The organism is Streptomyces sp. NPDC046308 (assembly GCF_055588065.1).
The window spans coordinates 512922-532447 of sequence record NZ_JBVJFB010000006.1 but is presented as its reverse complement, the minus strand read 5'-3'; the positions used below and the strand labels follow the sequence as shown (position 1 = coordinate 532447).

Genomic DNA, 19526 nt, shown 5'->3' with positions numbered 1-19526 from the left:
GGTTACATTCCGAACCCGGAAGCTAAGCCTTTCAGCGCCGATGGTACTGCAGGGGGGACCCTGTGGGAGAGTAGGACGCCGCCGAACAATCATTGCGGGAAGCCCCGCACCAGACCCTTCGGGTCCGGTGCGGGGCTTTTCTGCGTTTCTGCGTTTATACGGATGGGGTCTGCGCGGTCGTCTGGTTAGGATCGGCCCTTATGAGTGATATTCAGCATGTGATACGTCCGGTGCGGGAGGACGAGTGGGAGAAGGTCAGGGAGCTGCGGATCGCCTCTCTCCGCGATCCCGTGGCTCCCATCGCCTTCCTCGACACCGCCGAGCGCGCCGAGGCCCGGCCGGACAGCGTCTGGCAGGAGCGGACCGCCGGCGCTGCTTCCGGGCGGGCCGTGCGGCAGTTCGTGGCCGTGGGGCCCGACGGGGTGTGGAACGGCTCCGTGACCGTACTGGTCGAGGAGCTCGGCACGACCGACTTCCTCGACCGGGAGATCGAGACGACCCAGGGACACGTCGTCGGCGTGTTCGTCCGCGAGGACCAGCGGGGGACCGGGGTCGCCGAAGAGCTGTTCCGGGCCGGGCTGGAGTGGGCCTGGGCGCTTGAGGGGCCCGCGCTGGAACGCGTACGGCTCTACGTGCACGAGCGGAACGAGCGGGCGCAGGCTTTCTACCGGCGCATCGGGTTCCGGGACAGCGGCGTGCGGGTGCCGCTGGAGAGCGACCCGTCGGCCAAGGAGATGGAGTTCGTGATCCCGAGGCCCTGAGGCCTCGGCGAGGTCTCAGGGCAGGTCCGCGTCCGGCCAGCGGGAGCGGGCCTGTTCGCGGCTGCGGCACAGCGCCAGGAGGGGAAGCGTCTCCTGGGCCAGGAGCTCCGGGAGCTGGGGGATCGGGGCCACGGCGGCCACGTCGTCCAGGACCAGGGACAGTGGTGGGTCGAGCCGACCGTGGGATGACCGTGCGGCCATGCGGCGGCCGTGCTCGACCACGTGAGAGGCGAGTGCGGTCAGCAGGGGCATCGCACCCGGGTGGGTGCGGGGATCCTCCAGTGGCTCACCCACCATGTAGAGGGTGCCCCCTTCGGTCACGAACGATGCCAGGGTGAGTGCATCTGTTCGGTTCGGATTGCAGGCCTCGCGGATGTGGATCGAGGTCAGGCAGGAGAGGGCCCGGGCCGTCAGGTTCTGGGCCAGTTCCCGGCGTTCGGGGTGGGCGGTGAGGGCGCTCTCCAGCTCGCCGGCCGCGCCGGGCGCGGCGTGGGGGTGGGTGCGCAGGATGCGGACCGGATCCTGGGCGCCGTTGCCCTGGGCCCAGCGGTGCAGCTGCTTGAACGGGCGGTCGTCGAGGGCGACGGCCTGCAGCCAGCTGCGCAGGAGCGTTTCCGCGGTGTCCGCGACCGCCGCGTCCATGCGGGCCGGGGGGCGTACGGGGGCCAGCAGGGCGATCGCGCGGGCCGCGGCGGTGTCGCGGTCGGCGCAGCCCTCGGCGGGGTTCCAGTGCATGCGGGCCGGGGTGTCGCACAGGTGCGAGGGGTCGTAGAGGAGGACCGGGCCCAGTTTGGCGCGGGCGTCCTTGGTCTCGGCCCAGAGGGCGGGGGAGGAGCTCACGACGAGGGCGGCGCCGGGGGCTTCGGCGAGGGCGTGGGTGGCGGCGCGCGTGCGGTCGTCGGGGGTGGCGTAGATGAGGCCGGTCGTGGGGGCGGCCGTGGTGGCTGCCGCCGGATGGGGGGCGTAGCCGAAGCCGTAGCGGTAGGCCTCGTCCGCCGGGGCGGTGGCCGGTGGTGCGGGCGCGGGTGTGCTGCTGGGGGCGCTGCCCCCAGACCCCCGCGCCTCAAACGCCGGCGGGGCTGGATTGGGGGGCTGGGGTGGTGTGGTGGGTGCGGGTGCGCTGCCCCCGGGCCCCTGCGCCTCAAACGCCGGTGGGGCTGGATTGGGGGGCTGGGGTGGTGTGGTGGGTGCGGGTGCGTTGCCCCCGGGCCCCTGCGCCTCAAACGCCGGTGGGGCTGGGGTGGGGGGTTGTTTGGAGAGGGCGCGGCGGGATTTGGTGCGGGCGAACACGCCGATGGCGAAGACCGTGAGGACGAACATCACCAGGAGCTGGCTGACGAACAGGCCCCAGAACAGGCCCCAGCCCGAGAGGGCCGCCGGGTCGGTGTCCGGCCAGGCGGCGGGGATGTCGTGCGGTTCCGTTATCAGGGCGCGTACGGCTTCCGGGGTCCGGGTGAAGGTGACCGTGTCGGGCCAGGTGCCCTTGGCGAAGACGGCGGCCAGGCCGGTGGCCGTCCAGACGAGGACGGCCAGGCCGAGGAGGAAGGCCAGGAGGCCGACCAGCAGGCCGTCCGGGATGCCGCCGCCGGGCGCGGGGGACTCCGTACGTCGTGCGTCGTGCATGGTCAGGCCACCGTGGTCGCGGAACCCGGGCCGCCGTTGCCGCGGCTGCGTTCGATGGACAGGGCGCGTTCCTCCGCTTCGAGCTCGGCGGCCAGCATGTCTTCGGAGAGGCGGACGGGTGTGGAGGATTCGGTCATGGCGCGGTCCGTGAAGACGAGGGGGCGTTCGGCTTCGGTGATCAGGTGTTTGACGACCTGGACGTTGCCGTTGACGTCCCAGACGGCGATGCCGGGGGTGAGGGTGGGGATGATTTCCACCGCCCAGCGGGGCAGGCCCAGGACCCGGCCCGTCGCCCGGGCCTCGTCTGCCTTCTGGGCGTAGATGGTTCTGGTCGAGGCCATCTTGAGGATGGCCGCGGCCTCGCGGGCGGCCGCGCCGTCGACGACGTCGGAGAGGTGGTGGACGACGGCGACGAAGGACAGGCCGAGGCGGCGGCCGAACTTCAGCAGGCGCTGGAACAGCTGGGCCACGAACGGGCTGTTGATGATGTGCCAGGCCTCTTCGACCAGGAAGATGCGCTTCTTGCGGTCCGGGCGGATCCAGGTGTGTTCCAGCCATACGCCGACGATCGCCATGAGGATGGGCATGGCGATGGAGTTGCGGTCGATGTGGGACAGGTCGAAGACGATGAGGGGCGCGTCGAGGTCGATGCCGACGGTGGTGGGGCCGTCGAACATGCCGCGCAGGTCGCCGTCGACGAGGCGGTCGATGACGAGCGCGACGTCGAGGCCCCAGGCCCGGACATCGTCTATGTCGACGTTCATCGCGTGGGCGGATTCGGGTTCCGGGTGGCGCAGTTGCTCGACGATGTCGGTCAGGACCGGCTGGCGGTCGCGGATGGTGTCGACGACGTAGGCGTGCGCGACCTTGAGGGCGAAGCCAGCGCGTTCGTCGAGGCCGTGGCCCATGGCGACTTCGATGATGGTCCGGAGCAGGGCGAGCTGCCCGGTCGCGGTGATGGCCGGGTCGAGGGGGTTGAGGCGGATCCCGTCGTCGTTGGCGGCGATCGGGTCCAGGCGGATGGGGGTTATCCCCAGCTGCTGGGCGATCAGGTTCCACTCGCCGACGCCGTCCTCGCCCTGGGCGTCGAGGACGACGACCTGGCGGTCCTTGAAGCGGAGCTGGCGCAGGACGTACGTCTTCTCCAGGGCGGACTTGCCGTTGCCGGATTCGCCGAGGACCAGCCAGTGGGGGGCCGGGAGCTGCTGTCCGTAGAGCTGGAAGGGGTCGTAGATGTAGCCCTTGCCGCTGTAGACCTCACGGCCGATGATGACGCCGGAGTCGCCGAGTCCGGGGGCGGCGGTGGGCAGGTAGACGGCTTGCGCCTGCCCGGTGGAGGTGCGTACGGGCAGGCGCGTGGTCTCGACTTTGCCGAAGAGGAAGCTGGTGAAGGCGTCCGTCAGGGCGGACATGGGATCTCGCATGGGCGGCACTTCCCTCCAGCTAGCGTCGGATGCCGGTGGCGAACGGCAGGGTGTTGACGAAGGCGCGGTGGTGCTCGCGGTCGCACCATTCCAGCTTCAGGTAGGACTTGCCGGCGGAGGCGCGGATCGTCCGCTTGTCGCGGGCGAGGGCTTCGGGCGAACGCGAGGACACCGTGATGTACCCGACCAGGTTGACTCCGGCCGCACCGCTGGCGAGATCTTCACCCCTCTGGTCGAGCCGGCCGTGGGCGGCGATGTCGCGGGGGTCGACGGTGCGGTTCATCTTGGCGGCGCGGGAGGCGTCGGCCTCGTCGTTGGTCTTCTCGGTGAGCATGCGCTCGATGGCGACCTCGGTGGGCTCCAGGTCCATGGTCACGGCGACGGTGCGGATGACGTCGGGGGTGTGGACGAGGAGGGGGGCGAGGAAGTTGACGCCGACGGGCGTCATCGGCCACTCCTTGACCCAGGCGGTGGCGTGGCACCAGGGCGCGCGGGTGGAGGACTCGCGGGTCTTGGCCTGCAGGAAGGTGGGCTCGACCGCGTCGAGTTCGGCCGGCCAGGCGTTGCGCTTGGTCATGGCCTGGATGTGGTCGATGGGGTGGTCCGGGTCGTACATGGAGTGCACGAGGGAGGACAGGCGGCCCTGGCCGAGCGGCTGGCGGACGCGGATGTCGGCTTCGGCGAGGCGGGCGCAGATGTCGGTGAGCTCGCGGGCCATGACGATGGCGAGGCCGGCGTCGCGGTCGAGCTTGCGTCCCTTGTGGGGGGTGGCGGCGCGGGCGATGGTGTGGGCCTCGGCGGCGAGTTCGCGCGTGTAGTGCATGCAGGCGACGAGGTACGCGCGGTGCTGTTCGGAGGAGGTGGACACCATCGACTGGAGCTGGTCGTAGGAGTCGCGGAGCCAGCCGGGGGCCTGGGTGTCGCCGCGCTGGGCCACGTCCTTGGCGTGCGCGTCGGGGTCGGCGGGCAGGGTGCGGGCGAGCATCTGGAGGCGGGTGACGAAGCCGTCGCCGTTGGCCACGTGCTTGAGGAGGGTGCCGAAGCGGTCGACGAGGGCCTCCTGGTCCTCGCTGTCGCGCAGGCCGACGCCGGGGCCCTCGATCTCGATGGCGGCGGTGACGGTGCGCCGGTCCGCGTGGAGGAGCACGGCGATCTCGTCGGGGCCGAAGGGGGCGGCGAGCCAGTTGATCCGGCCGATGCCGGGGGGCGGGCCGACCTCGACCTCGCGGCCGTCGGCGGCACGGGTGCCCGCTTCCATGGCGGTGGAGCGGTAGGTGGTGCCGCGGCGCAGGGTGCGCTTGTAGCTCCGGTTGATCTCGAACCACTTGTAGAAGGTGCGGCCCTTGTACGGGACGTACACGGCGGCGAGCGCGATCATGGGGAAGCCGGCCAGGCTGACGATGCGCAGGGTGAGGTCGGGGACGAGCAGTCCGCTCATCATGCCGAAGAACGCCCCGGCGATGATCAGGGCGATCTCACCGGTCTCGCGGTTCTTGCCGACGATCGCGTTCGGCCGGGCCCGGCCGATGAGATACGTGCGGCGGGGCGCGACCGGGTGCATCTGGTGGGACTGGGTCGTCAACGCCCGTCACCTCCTGTGTTCCTCGAACTCGTGCGGGGTGCGGGTGCGGCGGAGGGGACAGATCCGCCGCCCCCGCCGCCGGAGGTGGGGCGGCTGCTGTGGGCGGCCACGCCTCCGGAGAGGGGGTTGGCGGGGCGGGGCGCGTTGGTGCCGCCTCCGCCGTCGCCTCCGCGGTGGGCGCCGCGGCTGCTGTGGGTCTTGATGCCCTGCGAGACGAGGGAGGCCGGGGAGCTGATGACGGCGGCGGCCTGCGCGCCGTCGGTGGCCTTGCTGCGGTTGGAGCGGGCGGAGGCGATCTCGTCGCCGAAGCCGGGCACGAAGCGGTAGATCATCGCGGACGCGAAGATCGCCAGGAGGATGATGGCGAGTCCGGTGACGACGGCGGAGAAGGCGTTGGGGCCCTTTTCGCCGGTCAGGGCTCCGGCGAGGCCGAGGACGATGACGATGACCGGCTTCACGAGGATGACGGCGATCATGATGCCGGCCCAGCGGCGGACGTGGCCCCAGAGGTTGCGGTCGACGAGGCCGGAGTAGACGACGACGCCGAGGAGGGCGCCGACGTAGAGGAGGGCGGCCCGGATGAAGAGCTCCAGGTACAGCACGCCGGCGGCGAGGACGGTGACGAGCGCGACGACGATCAGCATGATCGGGCCGCCGCCGATGTCGTCGCCCTTCTTGAGGGCCTCGGAGAAGGAGCCGAAGAAGACGTCGGTCTGGCCGCCGGTGGCGGAGGCGATGACGGCGGTGACGCCGTCGGTGGCGGAGACGACGGTGTAGAGGATCAGGGGGGTGAAGGCGGAGGCGAGGACCGTGAGCCAGAGGAAGCCGATGGCTTCGGACATGGCGGTGGTGAGGGGGACGCCGCGGACGGCTCGCTTGGCGACGGCGAAGAGCCAGAGGACGAGGGTGAGGATGGTGGAGGCGGCGAAGACGACGGAGTACTGCTTGAGGAAGGCGGGGTTGGTGAAGTCGACTTCGGCCGAGCCGTTGACCGCTTCGCTGAGCTTGCCGACGATCCAGGCGGCGGCGTCGGCGCAGCCTCGGGCGAGGGAGGCGAGGGGGTTGAGGGCGTCGGCCGGGTCGCTGGGCGCCAGGCCTGTGCGGGGGGCGCCGGTGCCGCCTTCGCCGCGCTCGCAGTATTCCTTGGCGGGGCCGGCGATCAGCGAGCAGGGGTCCTTGCTCGCCGAAGGCGCCGGTGTGGGGGTAGGTGTGGGATCCGGCGCGGCCGTCGCGCGTGCGGCGAACAGAATCACCGCGGTCTGGAGGGCCGCGGTGAGCGCACCGATCCTTCGGAGCGAGAGCCGGTGATTACCGGGCATAGGTGAACCCTCCGAATTCGGTGACCGCGCCGCCGATCTCCTCGGAGGTGGATACCGGGGTGTCGCCGGTGACTGGGGTGGGGCCGTCCTTCTGTGAGGTTTCGACGACCTTCCAGCCGGAGCCGTTCCACTTGAGCGTCATCGAGATCGTGAACCAGCCGCTGGTGACGGGGCGCGTGGACTTGTCGCCGGTCAGACCGAACATGCCGATGCACCACACGTCGACCGAAGCGGACCCGCCGCCGAAGCTCTTCACTTTGGTCCCTACCGGGACGGTGCGGCTGACGAAGGTGGAGCCCGTGGGAGCCAGTCCGTCCTTCGTGAGGCCGATCTGGGAGAGGAGGCCCGTGGAGTAGTCGGCGTCGAACCCGGCCTGGAGCTTGGTCCGGCTGCTCTCCTCCGTGATGGCGTCCACGATGGCGCGGCGTCTCGTCGGGTTGAACATGCCGTCAGAGCCGAGCGCTACGGCGAAGTTGGCCGCAGCTGACTGTGCACCCTGCTGGTCCTGGGCGAAGCCCGAGGGCACGCCCGCGTTCTTCTCCGTGACCGGCGAGGTTCCCGTCGGGGCGGTGGAGGAGGACGTCGGGGGTTTGTCGGAGGAAGGGCCTGACGGGGTGTCCGGGGACTGGTTCGCGAACGCGATGGCGGCGATCAGGAGGACCACGACGCCGACCACCGTGACGAGGCTGCGGGCGGTGCGGGGGGAGCGGCGGGTGGGGCCGTACGGGTCGGCGGGGGGGTCCGGGAGGCGGGTGCGGGTCTGGCCCGTGCCGCCGACCTCGCCGTGGCCGCCGCCGTACTGGTCGTCGTTGCTCATTCCGTGTCGGCCCCCTCCGCGTCGTACGACGGTAGCGCTGGTTCCCGCGTAGGCGCGGTGTGGTGATTCCTCATCGGGTACGGCCCGCGGTGTGGCCCGGCTAGACGGCCATTCCGTAGACGATGGTGAAGAGGGTGCCCAGGGAGCCGATGATGAAGACGCCCGTGAGGCCGGCCACGATCAGGCCCTTGCCCTGTTCCGCGCTGAACGTGTCGCGCAGGGCGGTCGCGCCGATGCGCTGTTTGGCCGCCCCCCAGATGGCGATGCCCAGGCACAGGAGGATCGCCACGGCCATGACCACTTCGATCATGACCTTCGCTTCGTTGCCGAGACTGCCGAACGGCCCCCAGTTCGGGGCGATTCCGCCGATGATGGTGGTGATGTCGCCCTTTTCGGCTGCCAGGATCATGTAACTCACCGCCCCTGTATGGGTAGTTCCGGACGCCCACTGCCCGACGGCAGGGGTTACGCACTATCTTCGCTGATGAAACCGCCGCCGTCGTCGACTTGACGGCTCTCTTTACCCGATCTCGCGGACCGCGCCCGGCCTCCGCGCTCTGACCTGGGCAGGGGCGGTGTGTATGCGCAAGAACGTGCGGTCACTCTGTGTATCACGAGGGGTGACGCCGGGCAATGATTGTCGTCTCGGCGTACGGGTGGGGCGAGGGGGCGGCCGTTCGGCGCAGCCGGGTCGCGTGTCGTTGGGCTGACCCGCTGACATTTGTCCGATGTTCCGCCCGTCCGTCGGCGGGGGCGCTGTCAGTGGGGTGCGGGAGGCTGGGGAGCATGACGACTCCATGGACTCTCGCGGATCTCGAGGCGGCGATCAGGGCGGGGTGGTCGGTGGAGACCGCCGAGCCGGCCGGCATCAGCAAGGTGCCCTGGACCCCGGAGAATCCGGCCTGGGGGCAGTGCGACATCACCGCGCTGGTCGTGCAGGACCTCGTGGGCGGGGACCTCGTGCGGGGTGAGGTGTTCCACGACGGCCGGCCGGAGGGCCACCACTGGTGGAACCTGCTGCCCGGGGGCGTACGGGTCGACCTCACGCGGGAGCAGTTCCGGCGGGGCGAGACGGTCACGCCGGGGCGGGTCGTGACGCGGCCGGGCGGGCGGCTGGGGCGGCGCTGGGAGGAGTACCAGCTGCTGCGGCAGCGGGTGATCGACAAGCTGGGGCCGTTGCGGGGGGTGATGCGGGCCGAGGACGGGCGGCGGCTCGTGTACACGGACTTCGGGGGGCCGGGGGCGCCGCTGCTCGCGCTGCACGGGCACTTCCAGGACGGGCCGGCCTTCGGGGACCTGGCCCGGGAGGTGGGTCCGGCGTGGCGGGTGATCGCCCTGGACCAGCGGGGGCACGGTGAGTCCGACCGCGCGGCGGAGTACTCGCGGGAGGGGTACGTCGCGGACGCGGCGGCCCTGCTGGGACACCTGGGGCTGGGGCCGGCGGTGGTGCTGGGGCATTCGCTGGGCGGGGTGAACGCGTACCAGCTCGCCGCGCGGCGGCCGGAGCTGGTGCGGGCGCTGGTGGTCGAGGACATCGGGGCGGTGGTCGACGGCGACCTGTCGTTCGCGCGGGCGTGGCCGCGGCGGGCGGCGACCCGGGAGGGGTTCCTGGCGGGGCTGGGGAGCTCGGCGCCCCACCTGGCGGGGTCCCTGCGGGAGTACGCGGACGGATGGGGGACCGCGTTCGAGGTGGAGGACATGGTGGAGTCCCAGCGGGCGCTGAACGGGGACCACTGGGGGGACTGGCTGGGGGTGCGGCAGCCGACGCTGCTGGTGCGGGGGGATCGGAGCGGGGTGCTGTCGGCGGAGCATGCGCGGGAGATGGCGGTGCGGAGGGTGGGGGTGCGGGTGGTTGAGTTGCCGGCGGGGCATGCGGTGCGGGTGGGGGACCCTGAGGGGTATTTCGCTGCCGTGCGGGGGTTTTTGGCGCGGGTCGCCTAGCGGCGGGCTGGGCGGATCCGGGGTGGGCCGGGCCGCGGTCGCCGGTGGGTGCGGCGCCGTTACGGGGGCGCTGCCCCCGGGCCCCCGCGCCTCAAACGCCGGCGGGGCTGGAGTGGTGCGGCGGGGCTGGATGGGGTGGGGGGTTGGGGTCAGGTCCAGTGGGTGGGGCGGGTGAGGGTGGGGGGGAATTGGGTGGTGGGGTCGCCTTGGGCGGCGTTGAGTTGGGGTTGGGTGAGGAAGACGGCGTCTCGGAGGTCCGCGCCGCGGAGGTTGGCGTCGCGGAGGTCGGCGCCGATCAGGTCGGCCGTGCGGAGGTCGGCGCGGCGGAGGTCGGCGGCGATCAGGTAGGCGCCGCGGAGGTTCGCGCCGCGCAGGTCGGCTCCGGCGAGGCGGGCTCCCATCAGGTCGGCGCCGCGGTGGTTCTTCTTCTTGCGGCCCGGCACCTTGGCCCGTACGAGCTCGCTGGTCTCGAGCAGGAGGGTGTTGATCTCCGCGCGGAGCGGGGTGATGTCCAGGGCCGCGAGGGCTTCGGCGTCGGCGCGGGTGCACTCTTCGGTCTGCGCGAGCAGGCGGCGCAGTTCTGCGTGGAGCGGGGCGGCGGCCGGGAGGGTCAGGGCCTCGGCGACGTAGAAGAGCAGCTCGTGCAGCTGCCGCATCACCGGGAAGACCTCGAACATCTCGCCCCGGGTCTCCGGGTGGGCGCGCCAGTCGCGGCCGCCGAAGGTGACCTGGGAGACCTGCTGGCCCGCCCCGAAGCAGTCGAAGACCGTGCACCCCTGGAAGCCGGTGTCGCGCAGCCGGGTGTGGATTCCGCAGCGGAAGTCCTCACGGAGGTTCTTGCAGGGGGTTCCGGCGGGCTTGTTCACGGCGAAGTCGTTGGACTTGGCGAAGGGCAGGGCCACGCAGCACAGCGCGAAGCAGTTCGCGCAGTCGGCTTCGAGGAGGGGGAGCGGGACGGGGGGCGGGACGGGGAGGTGGTTCGACACCTGTCCATTGTTACCGGGCGGGGGCGGCGAGGCGCATGGGTGGGCGGTCCGGGGGGCGCCGTCTACCTCCTCCTCCACGTCCTCGAGGATCTGCTCGGTGCGGCAACCGAGGCGCCGAGGGTGACCTCCGGCCGGCAAGGCCCGGGCGAGGGCCCGGCCGAGCCCAGGGCGCGCTGCTCCGGGACGAGACGGCGTGCCTGACGGGGTGGTCGCCGGGGGACACCGCGGTCCACGTGTGCCGGGCGTCGTCCAGGGGTCAGGAAGCGGCTGGGGTCCGTGCCCACGTGCGCAGCAGGGGCCCTCCTTGATTCACCTTTCAAGTCTGCCGGAGGCGGCGGGGGTTGATCGAAGAGGGGGCGGGCGTGAGCATCGGCGTATGACCGAAGTGATCGCAGTCGCCGTTATTACTCTTCTCGCCGTGATCAGTCCCGGCGCCGATTTCGCCATGGTGGTCCGCAACAGTTATCTCTACGGGCGGCCCACCGGGCTGTTCGCCGCCGGCGGGGTCGCGGCGGGGGTCCTGGTCCACGTCTCGTACACGATGCTCGGGGTCGGTCTGCTGATCGCCTCCTCCACCGCGCTGTTCACCGCGATCAAGCTGGCGGGTGCGGTCTATCTGGTGTGGATCGGGGTACGGACCTTCCGGGCGCGGGCCGAGGTGTCCGTGGACCTGGAGTCGAAGCCGCAGCTGAGCCCGCTGGGGGCGATGCGGTCGGGGTTCCTGACCAATGTGCTCAATCCGAAGACGACGCTGTTCGTCGTCTCGACCTTCACCCAGGTGGTGAACTCGGACACGCCGGTGTGGCAGCAGGCGGGCTACGGGCTGTTCATGTCGGCGGCGCACCTGGGCTGGTTCGGGGCGGTGGCGTTGTTCTTCTCCGACTCGCGGCTGCGCGACCGGATGCTGAAGGCGCAGAAGACGCTGAACCGGGCCATCGGGTCGGTGCTCGTGGGGCTGGGGGTGGGGTTGGGCTTCGCCCGCTGACGGTCCTCGACATCGGTGATCCATGGCGTCCGCCGCGCCTCCCCGCGGCCGTTGTGGAGTCGGTTACCTGTCGGTAGCGTGCGGGGGTATGGGCGCTGCCGAGGGGTTTTTCGAACGACTTGATGCCGGGCGGTTCACCGCCACCGAGTACACGCGGGGGCCGTGGGACCCCGGCTCGCAGCACGCCGGTCCGCCGGCCGCGCTGCTCGGGCGGGCCGTCGAGGAGCGGCCGGGTGCGCGCGCGGACATGCGGATCGCCCGGATCACGTACGAGATCCTGCGCCCGGTGCCGATCGGCGAGCTGGAGGTCACCACGAGCGTGCTCCGGGCCGGGCGCAGTACCGAGGTGGTCGAGGCGGCCCTCGCCCCGGCGGGGGCGGCGCCGGTGATGCTGGCGCGGGCCCTGCGGATCCGGGTGGCCGAGGAGGCCGTGCCGGCCGTGGTGCCGGGGCCGCAGCTGCCGCCGCCGGGGGAGGTGGACGTGACGCCGTTCTTCCCCGTGCCGTGGGACACGGGCTACCACTCGGCCATGGAGACTCGGTTCACCGAGGGCGCCTTCGTCGAGCCGGGGCCCGGGACCTGCTGGATGAGGATGCGGGTGCCGCTCGTCGCCGGCGAGGAGACCCGGCCGCTGGACCGGGTGCTGATCGCCGCGGACTCGGGCAACGGCATCAGCGCGGTGATGGACTTCGGGCGCTACGTCTTCGTCAACGGTGACCTGACCGTGCACCTGCACCGCCATCCGGTGGGCGAGTGGGCCTGCGTGGAGGCCCGTACGAGCGTGGACGCGGCCGGGATCGGGCTCGCGGACGCGCGGCTGCACGACGAGAAGGGCCCCATCGGGCGCAGCGCGCAGAGCCTCTTCGTCGCACCCCGGTAGCGGTCGGCCCGGCCAGCCCAACCCCCTTGTCAGGGGCGGGTCGTGGGTGTGGCAGGCTCGGGCGGATGGAGGCCCTGAGAGAGACGGATCCGGCGCACATCGGGGCGCAGGCACTGCTGGCGCGGCTGGGTGCCGGTGGCATGGGGCAGGTGTACCTCGGGCGGTCGCCGGGGGGTCGTCTGGTCGCCATCAAGGTGATCAAGGAAGAGATCACCGGGCATCCGGAGGCCCTCGCGCGGTTCCGCCGGGAGGCCGAGACGGTCCGCGCGGTGCGTTCCGCGTACACCGCGAACCTGATCGACGCGTCGCTGGCGGCGCCGCCGTACTGGCTCGCCACCGAGTACGTGGCCGGGCCCACGCTGAGCCACGCGGTGCGCGAGTACGGGGCCCTGCCGGCCGCCGCGTGCCGCAGGCTGTTCGCCGCGCTGGCGGAGGGTCTGGCGAGCGTGCACGCGTACGGGGTCACGCACCGGGACCTCAAGCCGCAGAACGTCATCCTGGGCGGGCAGGGGCCGCAGCTCATCGACTTCGGCATCGCCAAGGGCGTGGCCGAGACGGCTCTGACGCAGGACGGCGCCGCCCCGGGTACCCCCGGCTACACGGCTCCGGAGGTGCTGCTGCGGGGTGAGGTGGCGGACGCGGCGGACGTCTTCGCGCTGGGTGCCACGCTCGCCTACGCGGCGACGGGCCGGGCGCCGTACGGGACGGGGGACCCTACGGCGGTCAACTTCCGCGCCGTGCACGGCGGGATCGACGTCGAGGGCGTGGAGCCGGACCTGGCCGCGCTCGTCCGGGCCTGTGTGGCGACGGAGCCGGGGGACCGGCCGGCCCTGGCCGAGATCATCCGGCGCTGCGCGGTGGACTCGGCGCTGGTGGACGACCCGGTGTACGCGGCGCTGACGGCGACCGCGGGCGGGGCCGCGCAGGTGCCGGGGCTGCCGTCGACGATCGGTCCGGGGCTGCCCGCCGGCTCGGGCTACGTGCCGACGTACGTGCCTGCTGGTCCGGGCCCGCACCAGGGCCAGGGACTGGGCCAGGTCCACGTGCAGAGCCCGGGCCCGGGCCAGGTCCACGTCCGGAGCCAGGGCCCGGGCGGGGAGGCCGGCCGTCGGCGTCCGCCGCGCTGGGCGCTGGCGGCCGTCGGTGGTCTGGTGGCGGGCGGCCTCGTCACGGGCGGATACCTGTTTCTCCAGGAGGACGGCGGCGAGGACGGCAAGCGGGCCGGGGGCGCGCCGAGCGCCGCGGCCACGCCCGGCGGACCGGCCGGGCCGTCCGGGTCCGGTGCGCCGGCTTCGAGCCCCGCCCCCTCTTCCCGGGGCGGCGGCAGCGGGTCGGGGTCCGTGCCCGACCACATCGAGCCGAACAAGGTGTCGCGGGACCTGTGGACCAGTGCCGGTCCGGGCGGCGGAAGCTGCAGCCTGCCGCCGGAGGAGCGGGCGGAGTTCCTGGTGGGGTCCGCCGTCGACGCCGACGACCCGAGCGCGCGGACCGTCACGGGCAAGGTCAAGATCCGCGTGTACCTGAAGCCGTACAACACGGAGACGGGTCCCTACGCGGTCTCCGTCGGAGTCAAGGCTCCGCACGAGATCGACGAGAGCACGCAGCGGCCGTACGAGTTCGTCCGCGACTACAACCACGGCATCGGCTACACCAGCAAGCCCGTCGACCTCAAGGACCCGGCCACCGGCGGCGAGGTGGAGCTCACGTATCCGGACGACTTCGCCACGCAGCTCGTGGACAACCAGGGGACGCCTAAGAGGTTCCCGGCCATCCCGCTCGCCAACGATCCCGGTGACTGGACCGTGCTGGTCTACCGGGTCAGGAGTGTCAAGGAGTACAGCAGCGTCTACTGCACCGGCTTTCCGGTGAAATAGTGCCGGGTCTGGCCGATGAATCCACTGTCAGGTGACGTTCCATGAGGCAGTGTTGACGAGTGCGCAAGTTCTGGATGGCAAGCGGGCTCGGGATCGGTGTGTGCCTGACCTTCGTCGCCCTGCTCGTCGTCGGTACGTACTCGGCGGCGGCGGGGATCGTGGGCGGCGGCAGGCAGGGCGCCGTCGGACTGGTCAAGGGAGCGGTGCCGGCGGTCTATCAGCCGCTGGTGGAGAAGTGGGGCAATCTGTGCCCCGCCCTCAACCCGGCCCTGCTGGCGGCGCAGCTCTACACGGAGAGCGGCTGGAAGCCGGACGTGGTGAGCCACGCCGACGCGCGGGGCATCGCCCAGTTCATCCCGGGGACTTGGGCCACGTACGGCATCGACGGTGACGGTGACGGTGACCGCGACATCTGGGACCCGAAGGACGCCATTCCGTCGGCGGCCTCGTACGACTGTCAACTCGCCAAGGACGTCGCGCAGGTTCCGGGGGATCGGTCCGACAATATGCTCGCCGCCTACAACGCCGGCCCCTACCGCGTCATCAAGGCCGGGGGCGTGCCGCCGATCAGCGAGACGCAGGGCTACGTGAAGTCCATCCGGGCGCTGGAGAAGAGCTTCGCGCGGCCGGTCGGGCGGGTGGCGCCCTCGCAACAGGCCGCCGGGGCGATCTACTTCGCGCAGAAGCAGCTTGGCACGCCGTACCTGTGGGGCGGTAACGGAACGGCCGACCAGGGCGGGCGGTTCGACTGCTCCGGGCTGACCAAGGCCGCGTACGAGACGGTCGGCATCCAGTTGCCGCGCGTGGCCAACGACCAGTACAACGCCGGGTCCCATCCCCCGCGCGACCAACTGCTCCCCGGGGACCTGGTGTTCTTCTCCGATGATCTGACGAATTCGCGGGAGATCCGGCACGTGGGGCTGTACGTGGGCGGCGGATACATGATCAACGCCCCGTACACCGGCGCCGTGATCCGCTTCGACAAGATCGACACTCCCGACTACTTCGGTGCGACGCGGGTGACGAAGGATGGCGCGCAGGCCCTTCCGGAGCGTTTCGGTGCCGATCGGGCGCCCTAGCAACTCTCCGTAAGGCAAAGGCCCTGAGCTGCGACGATGAGTCACTCTTCGATAACGTTGGAGTGATCATTCGGTGGAGAGTGGAACGTAGATGCCAGAACGGGCGTTCCATGAGCGCGGGGGTTGATCAAGTGGGGGGCGAAGGGGCGCACACAGGGGTGCGCCCGCGAGGGAACCACGGCAAGGGCAAGGGGCCGCATCACCATGGCTGGACTCACAACAGGTGGGCCGAACGTGGATGTCAGCCTGCTGTACGAGGTCAACGGAGCGGCCCGGCGGGCTCCTGACTGGCTTGACCGGGCCGTGAGCCTGGCCGGGGAGTACGGGATCCTGCTGGCCCTGGTGCTCCTGGTGTTGTGGTGCTGGCGCGGTGCGCGCCGCCAGGACGAGACCACGGCCGTCGAGTCCTTCGCCGCACTGGTGTGGGCTCCGCTGGCCGCCGGACTGGCCCTGCTCGTCAACGTCCCGCTGCGCGAATTCGTCGGGCGGGAGCGGCCGTTCCGGCACCACGAGGGCCTGCAGGTGCTCGATCCCGGCTTCGGCGCGGGGATCGGGAACACCGAGTTCTCCTTCGTCAGCGATCACACCACCCTCGCGATGGCCCTGGGCGTGGGCCTGTTCCTGGCGAACCGGAAGATCGGGCTCCTGGGGATCGGACTGGCGCTCGTCGAAGGATCCTGCCGCGTCTACATGGGCGTCCACTACCCGACCGACGTCATCGGTGGTCTCGCGCTCGGCACCGCGGTGGTGCTCCTGCTCGCGCCGCTCGCCATGGCGCTGCTCACCCCGGTGGTGCGCGCGGTGGCCGGCTCCCCGCGCCTCGGGCGGCTCGTACGGGCCAAAGGCCGGGCGGTGCCCCGGCCGGTCGGGCTCGCGACGCAGACCCAGAACCCGCCCGCGGGGCAGCGGACGCACGAGAACGACCTCGCCGCCTGAGGCGACGCGGACTCAGGTCCGCGCGTAGGAATCCCATACGGCGAGCAGCGCGGCCGCCAGCAGGCACAGCCCCGCCGCCCCGAAGAACACCCGGACCGCCGCCCGGCGCGGCCGGGGGGTCACTGGTCGCCGCCGTCGCCGTCGCCGTCGCGGCGGTACCGGGAGCGCAGCCACCAGCCGGTGGCCGCGGCCGCGGCGGAGGTGAGCCCGATGGCCAGGGCCACGTCGGCCGGCCCGTCCGCCGAGCCCACGGGCCTGGCCCAGGCCGCGGCGGCCGCGGCGGCGGGGGCGAACGCGATGAGCAGGGCCCAGAGGAGGGCCGTGAGGCGGGCTGCGGATCCTGGCATGACTCAAGGGCATCCGCTGCGGCCCGCCCCGGCCAGCCGGGCCGTCCGAACGGGCTAGCCGGAGCGCCCACGGGGTGTGGCCCTTCCCGGGCCCGTCGGTCCGGGCCCGTCCGTGCGCGCCGGGTGTCCGTGCCCTACGCCGCCGGGTGGCGGGCGGCGTCCTTGCGGGCCAGGTCGCGGGAGCGGCGGGCCGGGCCGGACCAGCCGCAGGTGCAGACCGCCAGGGAGAACGCCCCGCGTTCGGCGGTGGATGTGGTGTGGCCCGTCGGTGGCTGCGGCTCTGACGTCGGCCGCGGGAGGGGCTCGTAGGCAAGCGGAGGAAGCAGGGTCGCGTCGGTGTGCGGTTCCACACCCCCACGGTACCCGGGCGGGCCGCCGCCCGGGGAGGGTGCGCCCCGTGACGGGAAACCCGGGACCTCGTTAAACGGAGCGGGTGGGGGCCTCGGGCAAGCAGCGGTCATGCGTTGGGGGTTGGCAGGCGATGGTGGTGCACCAGCACAGGCGGCGGCCCGGACGTGCGGGTGAGGCGTTGCGCGCCGCCGGCGTCGCCCTGGCGGTCACGGCGATGGGCGGGTGCGGGGGCGGAGGCGGCGGTGACGACCGGCCTCCGGTGGACGCGGCGGCGGTGGTCCGCGGGGCCGCGGACGCCCTGACGAAGACGGGCAGTGCCCGGGCCCGTACGGCGATGGAGATGGCCACGGGCGGGACCCGGGTCACGATCCGCGGCGAGGGCGGTGTCGACTTCAAGAACCGGATGGGGCAGCTCCTGGTGATGCTCCCGACCGATGTGAAGGGCGAGGACGAGCACCGGCCCATCACCGAACTGCTCGTGCCCGGCGCGCTGTACATGAAGAACCGCGGTGCGGGCGTGCCCGCCGACAAGTGGGTCCGGGTCGACACGACGGCCCTCGCCGACGGGAACCTGGTCACGGGCGGGGCCACCGATCCGCTGGTCGCGGCCGAGCTGCTGCGCGGCGCGCAGGAGGTGACGTACGTCGGGGAGACCGAGGTGGCGGGCACCAAGGTGCGGCACTACCGGGGGACCGCCGACATCGGGCGGGCCGCGGGGAGCGCGTCGGCGGGGGTACGGGGGGCGCTGGAGGCGGCGGCGAAAGGGTTCAGCAAGGACACCGTGCCGTTCGACGTCTACCTGGACGAGCAGGGGCGCCTACGGAAGGTCCGGCACCGGTTCACGTACGTCAACAATGGCGTGATCGATGTCTCGTCGACCACGCTGCTGTACGGCTTCGGGACGCCGGTGAACGTCGTATTGCCGGCAAGTGGGGACATTTACGCCGGGAAGATCGCCGAATAGTGGGGAGGGTGGAGGCGGAGCGACGCGATCGGGCCATGGGTCGGTATCCGGAAATGGTCCATCCGTGTCATGCGCCCCTGGGCACGGCGTCCCTACGCTGAGAAGCCGGGCCCGAGCGTCGATGACCGTAGACGGCAGATTGAGGTGACACGCGTGACTCCCGCAGGCGGTACGACGGTGCAGGACCACGTGGCTCTCGCCGAGATCGAACTGTGCGGTGAGCTGATCATCGCGGCGTCGGCGGCGGCGGAGGAACGGCTCAGCCAGGACCGGATCGACGAGGTGCTGATGGGCATCTGGTCGGGCTGAGCGGCCGGATCCCGGGGCCAGGGGGTGTGGCGAAAATCCCGCACGGTGCCCACGGCGCCCGGCACGCCTCTCGCCGCACCGGCCGAAGCCCCGAGCACGCCCGGTACGAGGGCCTGCGCCCGGCGCGCCGCGAGCACGCACCGGACACCGCGGGCACCGCGGGCCCCGCACAGGGCTTTCGCGACACCCCCTAGGTGCGCAGGAGGCGGGCGATGGCCTTCGTGGCCTCCTCGACCTTCGCGTCGATCTCGGTGCCGCCCTTGACCGCCGCGTCGGCGACGCAGTGGCGCAGGTGCTCCTCCAGCAGCTGGAGCGCGAAGGACTGGAGGGCCTTCGTGCTCGCCGAGACCTGGGTGAGTATGTCGATGCAGTAGACGTCCTCGTCGACCAGGCGCTGGAGGCCGCGGATCTGACCCTCGATCCGGCGCAGTCGCTTGAGGTGCTCGTCCTTCTGGTGGTGGTAGCCGTGGACCGCCGGGCCCTCCTGGGGCGCGTCGGCTCCGGAGCCCTCCGCCTCGATGATCGTCATGGGTCCTCCCGGGGTCCGAAACGAAGGGACATATACCCCTCGTGGGTATAGGGTAGTGGGCTTTTGCCGAAGGGGCAGGGGTCCGTGGTCCTCACTGTGCCTGATGGAGGACACTGGGGAACTGCCGGTTAGCCGTGGCCGGGGGATGCGCCTAGCATCAGCCTGACCGAATCCAATGCACCCCGAGGACCTCACGTGCGATTTCGTCTGACCCCCAGGGAGACGAGCTTCTACGACATGTTCGCCGCATCCGCGGACAACATCGTCACGGGCTCCAAGCTCCTGATGGAACTGCTCGGAGCGGACTCCTCCGCCCGGGCCGAGATCGCGGAGCGGATGCGGGCAGCGGAACATGCCGGGGACGACGCGACGCACGCGATCTTCCACCAGCTGAACTCCTCCTTCATCACGCCGTTCGACCGGGAGGACATCTACAACCTCGCGTCGTCGCTCGACGACATCATGGACTTCATGGAGGAGGCCGTCGACCTCGTCGTCCTCTACAACGTGGAGGAGCTCCCCAAGGGCGTCGAGCAGCAGATCGAGGTCCTGGCGCGCGCGGCCGAGCTGACCGCCGAGGCCATGCCGCACCTGCGGACGATGGACAACCTCACCGAGTACTGGATCGAGGTCAACCGCCTTGAGAACCAGGCCGACCAGATCCACCGCAAGCTGCTCGCACAGCTCTTCAACGGCAAGTACGACGCCATCGAGGTGCTGAAGCTCAAGCAGATCGTCGACGTGCTCGAAGAGGCGGCCGACGCGTTCGAGCACGTTGCGAACACGGTGGAGACCATCGCGGTCAAGGAGTCCTGAACC

General features: G+C 71.6%; 20 protein-coding genes and 1 rRNA gene. 11 read left to right on the top strand and 10 right to left on the bottom strand.

Going from position 1 to position 19526, the window contains the following annotated elements:
* Both rrf and ACZ6JT_RS25940 read left to right on the top strand, forming a co-directional pair.
* Positions 1-87 (top strand): 5S ribosomal RNA (rrf, locus tag ACZ6JT_RS25945); the annotation flags it as partial.
* Between the two features lie 122 nt (positions 88-209).
* On the top strand, positions 210-761 hold the full coding sequence (locus tag ACZ6JT_RS25940) for a GNAT family N-acetyltransferase (RefSeq protein ID WP_469213304.1): 552 nt from the start codon (positions 210-212) through the stop codon (positions 759-761).
* Positions 762-776: 15 nt separating this feature from the next.
* Here ACZ6JT_RS25940 and ACZ6JT_RS25935 read toward each other — a convergent pair whose 3' ends face one another.
* From ACZ6JT_RS25935 to ACZ6JT_RS25910, 6 genes are all read right to left on the bottom strand, one after another.
* Positions 777-2384, bottom strand: coding sequence for a P-loop NTPase family protein (locus ACZ6JT_RS25935; RefSeq protein ID WP_469213255.1), 1608 nt, complete (start codon positions 2382-2384; stop codon positions 777-779).
* 2 nt (positions 2385-2386) lie between these two features.
* Positions 2387-3808 carry an ATP-binding protein gene (locus ACZ6JT_RS25930; RefSeq protein WP_365482605.1) on the bottom strand — a complete coding sequence of 474 codons (1422 nt, stop codon included), beginning with the start codon at positions 3806-3808 and terminating at the stop codon, positions 2387-2389.
* A 19-nt stretch (positions 3809-3827) separates the two neighbouring features.
* A complete protein-coding gene (locus ACZ6JT_RS25925) occupies positions 3828-5390 on the bottom strand; it encodes an SCO6880 family protein (protein WP_469213253.1) in 1563 nt (520 codons plus the stop codon).
* On the bottom strand, positions 5387-6709 hold the full coding sequence (locus ACZ6JT_RS25920; protein ID WP_469213251.1) for a hypothetical protein: 1323 nt from the start codon (positions 6707-6709) through the stop codon (positions 5387-5389). The genes ACZ6JT_RS25925 and ACZ6JT_RS25920 overlap by 4 nt, the downstream gene beginning before the upstream one ends.
* Positions 6699-7526 carry a hypothetical protein gene (locus ACZ6JT_RS25915; protein WP_469213249.1) on the bottom strand — a complete coding sequence of 276 codons (828 nt, stop codon included), beginning with the start codon at positions 7524-7526 and terminating at the stop codon, positions 6699-6701. The genes ACZ6JT_RS25920 and ACZ6JT_RS25915 overlap by 11 nt, the downstream gene beginning before the upstream one ends.
* Before the next feature lie 100 nt (positions 7527-7626).
* A complete protein-coding gene (locus tag ACZ6JT_RS25910; protein ID WP_008742356.1) occupies positions 7627-7935 on the bottom strand; it encodes a hypothetical protein in 309 nt (102 codons plus the stop codon).
* Positions 7936-8312: 377 nt separating this feature from the next.
* Here ACZ6JT_RS25910 and ACZ6JT_RS25905 point away from each other — a divergent pair, with 377 nt between their 5' ends.
* Positions 8313-9467: an alpha/beta fold hydrolase gene (locus ACZ6JT_RS25905; protein WP_469213247.1), complete on the top strand. Its 1155-nt coding sequence runs from the start codon at positions 8313-8315 to the stop codon at positions 9465-9467.
* A gap of 149 nt (positions 9468-9616) precedes the next feature.
* Here the strand turns inward: ACZ6JT_RS25905 and ACZ6JT_RS25900 are convergent, their stop codons facing one another.
* Positions 9617-10453: a pentapeptide repeat-containing protein gene (locus ACZ6JT_RS25900; RefSeq protein ID WP_469213245.1), complete on the bottom strand. Its 837-nt coding sequence runs from the start codon at positions 10451-10453 to the stop codon at positions 9617-9619.
* Positions 10454-10829: 376 nt separating this feature from the next.
* Between ACZ6JT_RS25900 and ACZ6JT_RS25895 the strand changes: the two genes are divergently transcribed.
* The 5 genes from ACZ6JT_RS25895 (at position 10830) to ACZ6JT_RS25875 (ending at position 16207) form a co-directional block, all read left to right on the top strand.
* On the top strand, positions 10830-11438 hold the full coding sequence (locus tag ACZ6JT_RS25895) for a LysE family translocator (RefSeq protein ID WP_469213243.1): 609 nt from the start codon (positions 10830-10832) through the stop codon (positions 11436-11438).
* Between the two features lie 88 nt (positions 11439-11526).
* Positions 11527-12318, top strand: a complete 792-nt coding sequence (locus ACZ6JT_RS25890) for a thioesterase family protein (protein WP_469213241.1) — start codon at positions 11527-11529, stop codon at positions 12316-12318.
* A 65-nt stretch (positions 12319-12383) separates the two neighbouring features.
* Positions 12384-14192 (top strand): serine/threonine-protein kinase, encoded by a 1809-nt coding sequence (locus ACZ6JT_RS25885; protein ID WP_469213239.1) that lies wholly within the window; start codon positions 12384-12386, stop codon positions 14190-14192.
* A 59-nt stretch (positions 14193-14251) separates the two neighbouring features.
* Positions 14252-15271, top strand: coding sequence for a C40 family peptidase (locus ACZ6JT_RS25880; protein ID WP_469213237.1), 1020 nt, complete (start codon positions 14252-14254; stop codon positions 15269-15271).
* Between the two features lie 204 nt (positions 15272-15475).
* Positions 15476-16207: a phosphatase PAP2 family protein gene (locus ACZ6JT_RS25875; protein WP_469213235.1), complete on the top strand. Its 732-nt coding sequence runs from the start codon at positions 15476-15478 to the stop codon at positions 16205-16207.
* A 119-nt stretch (positions 16208-16326) separates the two neighbouring features.
* On the opposite strand, the gene ACZ6JT_RS25870 is transcribed toward ACZ6JT_RS25875, so the two are convergent.
* Together ACZ6JT_RS25870 and ACZ6JT_RS25865 are read right to left on the bottom strand one after the other, a co-directional pair.
* Positions 16327-16554, bottom strand: coding sequence for a hypothetical protein (locus ACZ6JT_RS25870; protein ID WP_469213233.1), 228 nt, complete (start codon positions 16552-16554; stop codon positions 16327-16329).
* 134 nt (positions 16555-16688) lie between these two features.
* Positions 16689-16904 carry a hypothetical protein gene (locus tag ACZ6JT_RS25865; RefSeq protein WP_469213231.1) on the bottom strand — a complete coding sequence of 72 codons (216 nt, stop codon included), beginning with the start codon at positions 16902-16904 and terminating at the stop codon, positions 16689-16691.
* Positions 16905-17035: 131 nt separating this feature from the next.
* On the opposite strand from ACZ6JT_RS25865, the gene ACZ6JT_RS25860 reads away from it, so the two are divergent.
* Positions 17036-17869: an SCO4651 family lipoprotein gene (locus ACZ6JT_RS25860; protein WP_469213229.1), complete on the top strand. Its 834-nt coding sequence runs from the start codon at positions 17036-17038 to the stop codon at positions 17867-17869.
* Positions 17870-18022: 153 nt separating this feature from the next.
* On the top strand, positions 18023-18178 hold the full coding sequence (locus ACZ6JT_RS25855; RefSeq protein ID WP_199808149.1) for a hypothetical protein: 156 nt from the start codon (positions 18023-18025) through the stop codon (positions 18176-18178).
* 190 nt (positions 18179-18368) lie between these two features.
* Here ACZ6JT_RS25855 and ACZ6JT_RS25850 read toward each other — a convergent pair whose 3' ends face one another.
* Entirely contained in the window at positions 18369-18707 is a 339-nt protein-coding gene (locus tag ACZ6JT_RS25850) for a metal-sensitive transcriptional regulator (protein WP_469213227.1), read from the bottom strand.
* Positions 18708-18902: 195 nt separating this feature from the next.
* On the opposite strand from ACZ6JT_RS25850, the gene ACZ6JT_RS25845 reads away from it, so the two are divergent.
* Positions 18903-19523 (top strand): DUF47 domain-containing protein, encoded by a 621-nt coding sequence (locus ACZ6JT_RS25845; protein WP_008742369.1) that lies wholly within the window; start codon positions 18903-18905, stop codon positions 19521-19523.
* Positions 19524-19526: the final 3 nt, after the last annotated feature.